Origin of the sequence: Halorubrum tebenquichense DSM 14210, from assembly GCF_000337415.1 — an archaeon.
GTDB classification, from domain to species: Archaea; Halobacteriota; Halobacteria; order Halobacteriales; family Haloferacaceae; genus Halorubrum; species Halorubrum tebenquichense.
The window spans coordinates 1-5,631 of record NZ_AOJD01000042.1 but is presented as its reverse complement, the minus strand read 5'-3'; the positions used below and the strand labels follow the sequence as shown (position 1 = coordinate 5,631).

The window sequence follows — 5,631 nt, the reverse complement described above, 5'->3', positions numbered from 1 at the left end:
GTTTATAACCGCTCGGCCAGATCCTCGGCGAAGTAGGTGATTATCACGTCCGCGCCCGCGCGCTTGAGCGACAGCAGCGACTCGTACGCGGTTTCCTCCAGGTCGAGCCACCCCTTCTCCGCGGCGGCGTGGAGCATCGCGTACTCGCCCGAGACGTTGTACGCCGCGATCGGGCGGTCGAACTCCCGGCGGAGGTCGCCGACGATATCGAGGTAGGGGAGGCCGGGCTTCACCATCAACACGTCGGCACCCTGCTCGGCGTCGAGGCGCGCCTCGCGGAGCGCCTCGCGGCGGTTCGCCGGGTCCATCTGGTAGTGTCGGCGGTCGCCGAACGCGGGCGCGCCGTCGGCCGCGTCGCGGAAGGGACCGTAGAAGGCGGACTCGTACTTCGCGGCGTAGCTCACGATCGCCACGTCCTCGTGGCCCGCCTCGTCGAGCGCCTCGCGGATCGCGCCGACCTGTCCGTCGGTCATCGACGAGGGGGCGACCACGTCCGCGCCCGCGTCCGCCTGCGAGACCGCGGTGCGCGCGAGCAGGTCGAGCGTCTCGTCGTTCTTCACCGTGAGCGTCGGGTCCGCCTCGGCGGTCTCCTCGATCACGCCGCAGTGGCCGTGGTCGGTGTACTCGCAGAGGCAGACGTCGCCGATAACCGTCGCGTCCGTCTCCGCGTCGATCCGTCGGATCGCCCGCTGAACGACGCCGTCGTCGGCGTACGCCCGGCTCCCGGCCGGGTCCTTCGATTCGGGGACGCCGAAGAGGATCACTGTCTCGACGCCGGTCTCGGTGATCTCCTCGACGCGGTCGACCGCCTGTTCGACCGGGACGCGCTCGTGGCCCGGCATCGTCTCGATCGGGACGCGCTTGTCTGTCGTCGCGTCGACGAAGACGGGAGCGACCAGGTCGGACGCCGAGAGGTCGGTCTCGGCGACGAGCGGACGAACGCCGTCGGTCCGGAGTCGGCGCGGCCGGTCCGTGAGGTCCATGCGGGGCCGTTGGCCCCGCGCGGTCTTTTACCGTTCGTCTCGGGGCGAGGCGTTCGGCGGCCGAGTGCCACCGGAGGGGACGGACGTTCGACGCGGAGGAGAGATGGGAGAGGGTCCGGCGCGAAGAGGGAGGACCCGACGCGGAGGGGACCGGAGCGCCCCGACTACTCGGAGGACTCGATGTCGATTCGGTCGCGGAGCTCCGCCAGTTCGTCCGACTCCGCGAGCTCCTCGACCCGCTGTTTGAAGTGCGACTCGCAGAGACCGACGACCACGCCGCGCTGCTCGGCCTCGTACGTGGCCTCCCGGTCGCAGTAGTGACACCGCATACGCACCACTCCGGCCGGCGCGGGCTTAATCCTGTTCGTCGGGCGGGGCGGCGGGGGCGTCCCCCCCGACCGGGACCGGTTCGGGAAGGCGGTCGCGGACCGGCTCGAACGCCGATTCCGTCAGCCCGGCCACGCCGAGGGTCCGTTCGTGCGCGTCCGTCCCGCCGGTCCTGAGCAGGTCGGCATCCGCGGCGAGACGGTCGATCCGCGCGTCGTCGACCGCGCGGCCGTAGGGGTAGAAGCGCTCGACGGCGTCGACCGCGGGCGACTCGCGGGCGACCGAGAGCGCCTCGTCGACGCGCTCGTACCGGAACGGGTGCGCCAGCCCGACGAGCGCGCACGCGTCCGCGAGGAGGTCGATCCCCTCGTCGAGCGGGGTCACCTCGCGCGCGACGTAGCACGGGCCGTCGTCACCGATCAGCTCGTCGAACGCCTCGGCGTAGTCGTAGGGCGCGTCGGACTCGTCGATCGCCCGGGCGATGTGCGGCCGTCCCAGCCCGGCGCGGGGTTCGACGCCGAGGTCGACGCCGAGCCGCTCTTCCACCCGGTCGAGGATCGCGGCCCCGCGCTCCCGGCGGTCGCGCTGGAGACGGTCGATCTCCGCGTCGAGCGCGTCCGTGTGTTCGACCCCGTAGCCGAGGAGGTCGAGGCGCTCGAAGCCGGCGTCGACGCGGAGTTCGGTTCCGCGCACGATCCGGACGCCGTCGCGCTCGACGACGGGGGCGTCGAGGCCGGGGTGGATCCGGTCGTGGTCGGTGACCGCCACCCAGTCGACGCCCGCCTCGCGGGCGGCCGCCGGCACCTCGTCGAGGGTGAGCGTCCCGTCCGAGACGGTCGTGTGCGCGTGGAGGTCGGCGACGACGGAGTCCGTGGGATCGGCGGGGTCGTCGATGTCACCGGAATCAGTGGGATCGGTGGAACCGGCGGAGTCAGCAGTCATAGAGCCGAATAATCGCGCCCGACACTAAGCGGCGGCGGTCGGGGACGCGGCGATGAGAGCGCGGATACGAGATGAGTATAAGGTAGTATAAGGTATTCCCTCCGACTAAGGTCGTACATGGACAATCATTAAGAACCATCGGCGGTTTTCATCTGTTGATGCGCTTGAACGGCGTCGACGACCGACTCGAACGGCACCAGTACCCGACCACCTCTGAGGAGATCATCGCGGCTCACGGAAACGCGACCGTAGAGCTCGCGAACGGGTCCGAGCGGCTCGGCGACGTCTTGGAGCGGTTCGGCGATCAAACGTTCGAGGACGCGGAGGACGTGTTCACCACGCTCCGAGCGGGCGTCTGTCACCGGGGCGTTGGTCGCCGGTTCTACTCGGACCGCGACCCGACCACCGACCCGGAGGACGGGCTCTCGCCGGTCTCGTTCTGACGCCGCGAACCGAATGAACCGGCCTTTTTCGGCGGCTCAGTAGCTGAGGAACGCCGATCCGCGAGGCGTGTCTCCGTTCCGCGAGGCGTGTCTCCGTTCCGCGAGGCGTGTCTCCGTTCCGCGAGGCGTGTCTCCGTTCCCGGAGAGCGGCGCGGCTACGACACCGGATCGACGACGCCAGTGAGATCGAGCGGGACCGAACCCTTCCTGTACCCCTCGATCGACCCGCCCGGTTCGGCGCGGTACACGACCGCGGGCTTGTGGCGGACCGCGGGCTCGGCCGCGCGCACCGCGGCCCACTCCTCGGCCGGGAACGACGAGCAGTCGACGAACAGCGTGACGCCGCCGGCGTGGGCCGCGAGCTGTCCGCTGGTCTTCGTCTCGACGGTGTCGCGGACGGCGGCGACGGGGTCGTTCGCCGAGCGCCCCGCCGTCGGCTGCGGGCGGGTCACCTCGACGAGATGGCCGGTCCCCGTGTCCGGGTCCGTCGCGCGGAAGTCGATCGAGTGCCCCGTCGTCACCTCGATCTCGGGGGTCACGCCGTAGCCCGCCTCGGTGAGGATCCGGGCCGCGGTAAACTCGGCGATGGCGGCGCTCATCCGGACGAGGTCCGGGGAGGCCGACGTGCCGAGCTTCCCGGCCATCGTCTCGCGGTAGTCGTCGAGGACGCCCGGGCGGAGCGTCTCCTCGACGAACCCCGTGCCGGCCTCGCGGGTCGCGTCCGGGAACCCGGCCGCGTGGTCGCGGAAGAACGCCCGGCTCGTCGCCGCGCCGTCCTTCGAACAGAACACCGGGAGGAAGTACCACGAGACGTGCGGGTAGTCGGCCAGCCACGGCTCGTCGTCGTGGAGACCGGCGAGCAGCTCCCGCTGTGCCCACCGCGAGACCGGGTACGGAGCCTCGTCGAACCCGTACTTCTCCGTCCGCCAGAGCTCGCTCGGCGTCTCGGTGTTGCCCAGCCAGTAGCCGACGGGGCCGCCGTCGGCACCGGCCGGGGGATCCGCGTCGTCGTCGGTCCAGCAGAACAGCGCGAACGACCCGTCGTCCATGTCGAACCGGCGCGCCTCGTGGTCGGGCGGCGGCGCGAACCACGGGTCGCCGGCGGTCGCTCCGAGGTTCTCGTCGAGGGGGCGCTCGATCTGAGACCGGACCCGGTCCGCGGTCCACCGACCGGGGGAGCGTCTGAATCGGAGGGGTTGTGCCACGGACGTTTGGTATCACGCCGCGAGGTTAATCGATTCCGGTGACCGAGACCGAACGTTCACGGTTTATGATACCTTTGCCGACAGATATATTACAGGAACAGGCCAAGTGTAGTCGTACCATGTCAATGGGTGCCTATGACGAGGCCGAACACGAGCGTCGCGAGAAGAAGACCAGCGAAGTCGACGCGGACTTCGACGCGGAGCGTCCCGAGTACTCCGGCTCCCTGACCTACGACTCGGGCGACTCCACGGAGGCACTCCTCGACAAGTTCGAAGAGCTTCAGGGCGAGTGACGCGGCCGCGGCGACGCCGCGCCTTCTGACTCCGTTCTCGAACGCCGCAGTAGCGACGCTCGGGAGCGACGAGTCAGTCCGTCTCAGGTCAGCCAGATCGCCGCGGAGCAGACGACCGCGACCGCGATGACGTGGCCGACGACCGCGCCGAGCAGCACGGGCTCGGTGAGCAGGAACGGGACTAAGGCGAGTTGGACGACGGAGAAGCCGATGTTCTCGGCGTCGAGCCGTCGGACCGTCGCCCGCTCCTCGGGCGAGAGGTCGACGTGGACCGCTCGCCACAGCGCGACGACGGCGCTCCACCACGAGGTGCCGATCCGGTACGTCAGGTCCCAGAGGACGAGCAGCGTGAGGTAGACGACCGGTATGGGCGGATCCGATCCGAAGAGCCGGTCGATGAGCGTCGGCCCCGCGGTCCCGTCCCACGCGAACAGGTACGTCACTAACGCGATGAACGCCAGCACGCCCAACACGATTTCGATGCTCGACCCGAACAGCAGCCGCTTGTGTTCGGGCGGCGTCCCGAGCAGTCGGTTCTTCGCGCCCAGCCGGTGCATCTCGACGCTGCCGACCGCGGCGACGACGACGGCGACCGTCCCGGCGGCCACGGCGTTCCACGTCCCGTAGTACCAGCCGAGCCCCAGCACGCCCGCCTCGAAGATCACGAACTGGAGCGCGACCGCAAGCGTCCGCGAGATCCCGAGTCCGGGGATCCCGCCGACGAGGCTCTCGTACACCCACGTCTCGCCGTAGTCGCGGCTCACGGCGAGACCCCGGGGAGCGCGCTCAGCCGCGACGCCTCCGCGTTCCGCGACTCGGTCAGCGCCCGCGCGACGCCGAGTTCGAAGGGGGTCAACTCGATCGGCACGAGCTCGCGGATCCGGTCGTCCTCGACGATCACGGTGTTGCGGAGGCCCTCGACCAGCGACCGGGCGAGGTAGGGGTTCACGTCGGTGACGAGCCGGAGCCAGCGGGCCGACAGCTCCGGGCTCAGCACGGGGACCCTAACGATCCGGAGCCCGCCGCCGAGTTGGCGTCTCGTCCGGCGGAGGATCTCGGCGTAGGTCAACACCTCCGGGCCGCCGATCTCGAACGTCTCGCCCGCGGTTTCCGGCACGTCGAGGACGCCGGCGAGGTACGCGACCACGTCGGCGATCGCGATCGGCTGGCACAGCGTGTCGACCCACTTCGGGGTGACCATCACCGGGAGCCGCCGCGCCAGCCCGGCGACCACCTCGAAGCTGGCGCTGCCGCCGCCGATGATGATCGCGGCCCGGAGCGTCGTGAGCGCCGGGTCGCCGTCCCCGAGGATCCGCTCCACTTCCCGCCGCGACCGGAGGTGTTCGGAGAGTTCGTCGCGGTCCTCGCCGAGCCCGCCGAGGTAGACGATCCGGTCGGTCCCCGCGGCCGACGCCGCCTCGGCGAAATTGGTCGCGCA

General features: G+C 70.4%; 8 protein-coding genes. 2 read left to right on the top strand and 6 right to left on the bottom strand.

All coding sequences use genetic code 11. The annotated features are described in order from the left end of the window. Positions 1-2: 2 nt before the first annotated feature. The 3 genes from hemB to C472_RS07385 all read right to left on the bottom strand — a co-directional run bounded on the left by hemB (position 3) and on the right by C472_RS07385 (position 2,252). Positions 3-983, bottom strand: coding sequence for a porphobilinogen synthase (gene hemB, locus C472_RS07390; RefSeq protein WP_006629193.1), 981 nt, complete (start codon positions 981-983; stop codon positions 3-5). A gap of 164 nt (positions 984-1,147) precedes the next feature. After that, positions 1,148-1,312, bottom strand: coding sequence for a DUF6757 family protein (locus C472_RS17485; RefSeq protein WP_006114727.1), 165 nt, complete (start codon positions 1,310-1,312; stop codon positions 1,148-1,150). A gap of 25 nt (positions 1,313-1,337) precedes the next feature. Continuing rightward, complete coding sequence (locus C472_RS07385) at positions 1,338-2,252, bottom strand: PHP domain-containing protein (RefSeq protein ID WP_006629192.1); 915 nt, start codon at positions 2,250-2,252, stop codon at positions 1,338-1,340. Positions 2,253-2,410: 158 nt separating this feature from the next. Here C472_RS07385 and C472_RS07380 point away from each other — a divergent pair, with 158 nt between their 5' ends. After that, positions 2,411-2,695 (top strand): DUF5789 family protein, encoded by a 285-nt coding sequence (locus tag C472_RS07380; protein WP_006629191.1) that lies wholly within the window; start codon positions 2,411-2,413, stop codon positions 2,693-2,695. A gap of 155 nt (positions 2,696-2,850) precedes the next feature. Here C472_RS07380 and C472_RS07375 read toward each other — a convergent pair whose 3' ends face one another. Continuing rightward, positions 2,851-3,900, bottom strand: coding sequence for a DUF5784 family protein (locus C472_RS07375; RefSeq protein WP_006629190.1), 1,050 nt, complete (start codon positions 3,898-3,900; stop codon positions 2,851-2,853). A 125-nt stretch (positions 3,901-4,025) separates the two neighbouring features. Here C472_RS07375 and C472_RS17360 point away from each other — a divergent pair, with 125 nt between their 5' ends. Beyond that, complete coding sequence (locus tag C472_RS17360) at positions 4,026-4,193, top strand: DUF5786 family protein (protein WP_006629189.1); 168 nt, start codon at positions 4,026-4,028, stop codon at positions 4,191-4,193. Between the two features lie 83 nt (positions 4,194-4,276). On the opposite strand, the gene C472_RS07370 is transcribed toward C472_RS17360, so the two are convergent. Together C472_RS07370 and C472_RS07365 are read right to left on the bottom strand one after the other, a co-directional pair. After that, positions 4,277-4,957 (bottom strand): DUF7530 family protein, encoded by a 681-nt coding sequence (locus C472_RS07370; protein WP_006629188.1) that lies wholly within the window; start codon positions 4,955-4,957, stop codon positions 4,277-4,279. After that, on the bottom strand, positions 4,954-5,631 hold a 678-nt coding region (locus tag C472_RS07365), incomplete at its 5' end, for a hypothetical protein (RefSeq protein ID WP_006629187.1). The genes C472_RS07365 and C472_RS07370, both read right to left, overlap by 4 nt.

Bases quoted from the DNA above. Each gene is read 5' to 3' on its own strand.
- hemB (WP_006629193.1), bottom strand. From the start codon at position 983: ATGGACCTCACGGACCGGCCGCGCCGACTCCGGACCGACGGCGTTCGT.
- C472_RS17485 (WP_006114727.1), bottom strand. From the start codon at position 1,312: ATGCGGTGTCACTACTGCGACCGGGAGGCCACGTACGAGGCCGAGCAG.
- C472_RS07385 (WP_006629192.1), bottom strand. From the start codon at position 2,252: ATGACTGCTGACTCCGCCGGTTCCACCGATCCCACTGATTCCGGTGAC.
- C472_RS07380 (WP_006629191.1), top strand. From the start codon at position 2,411: ATGCGCTTGAACGGCGTCGACGACCGACTCGAACGGCACCAGTACCCG.
- C472_RS17360 (WP_006629189.1), top strand. From the start codon at position 4,026: ATGGGTGCCTATGACGAGGCCGAACACGAGCGTCGCGAGAAGAAGACC.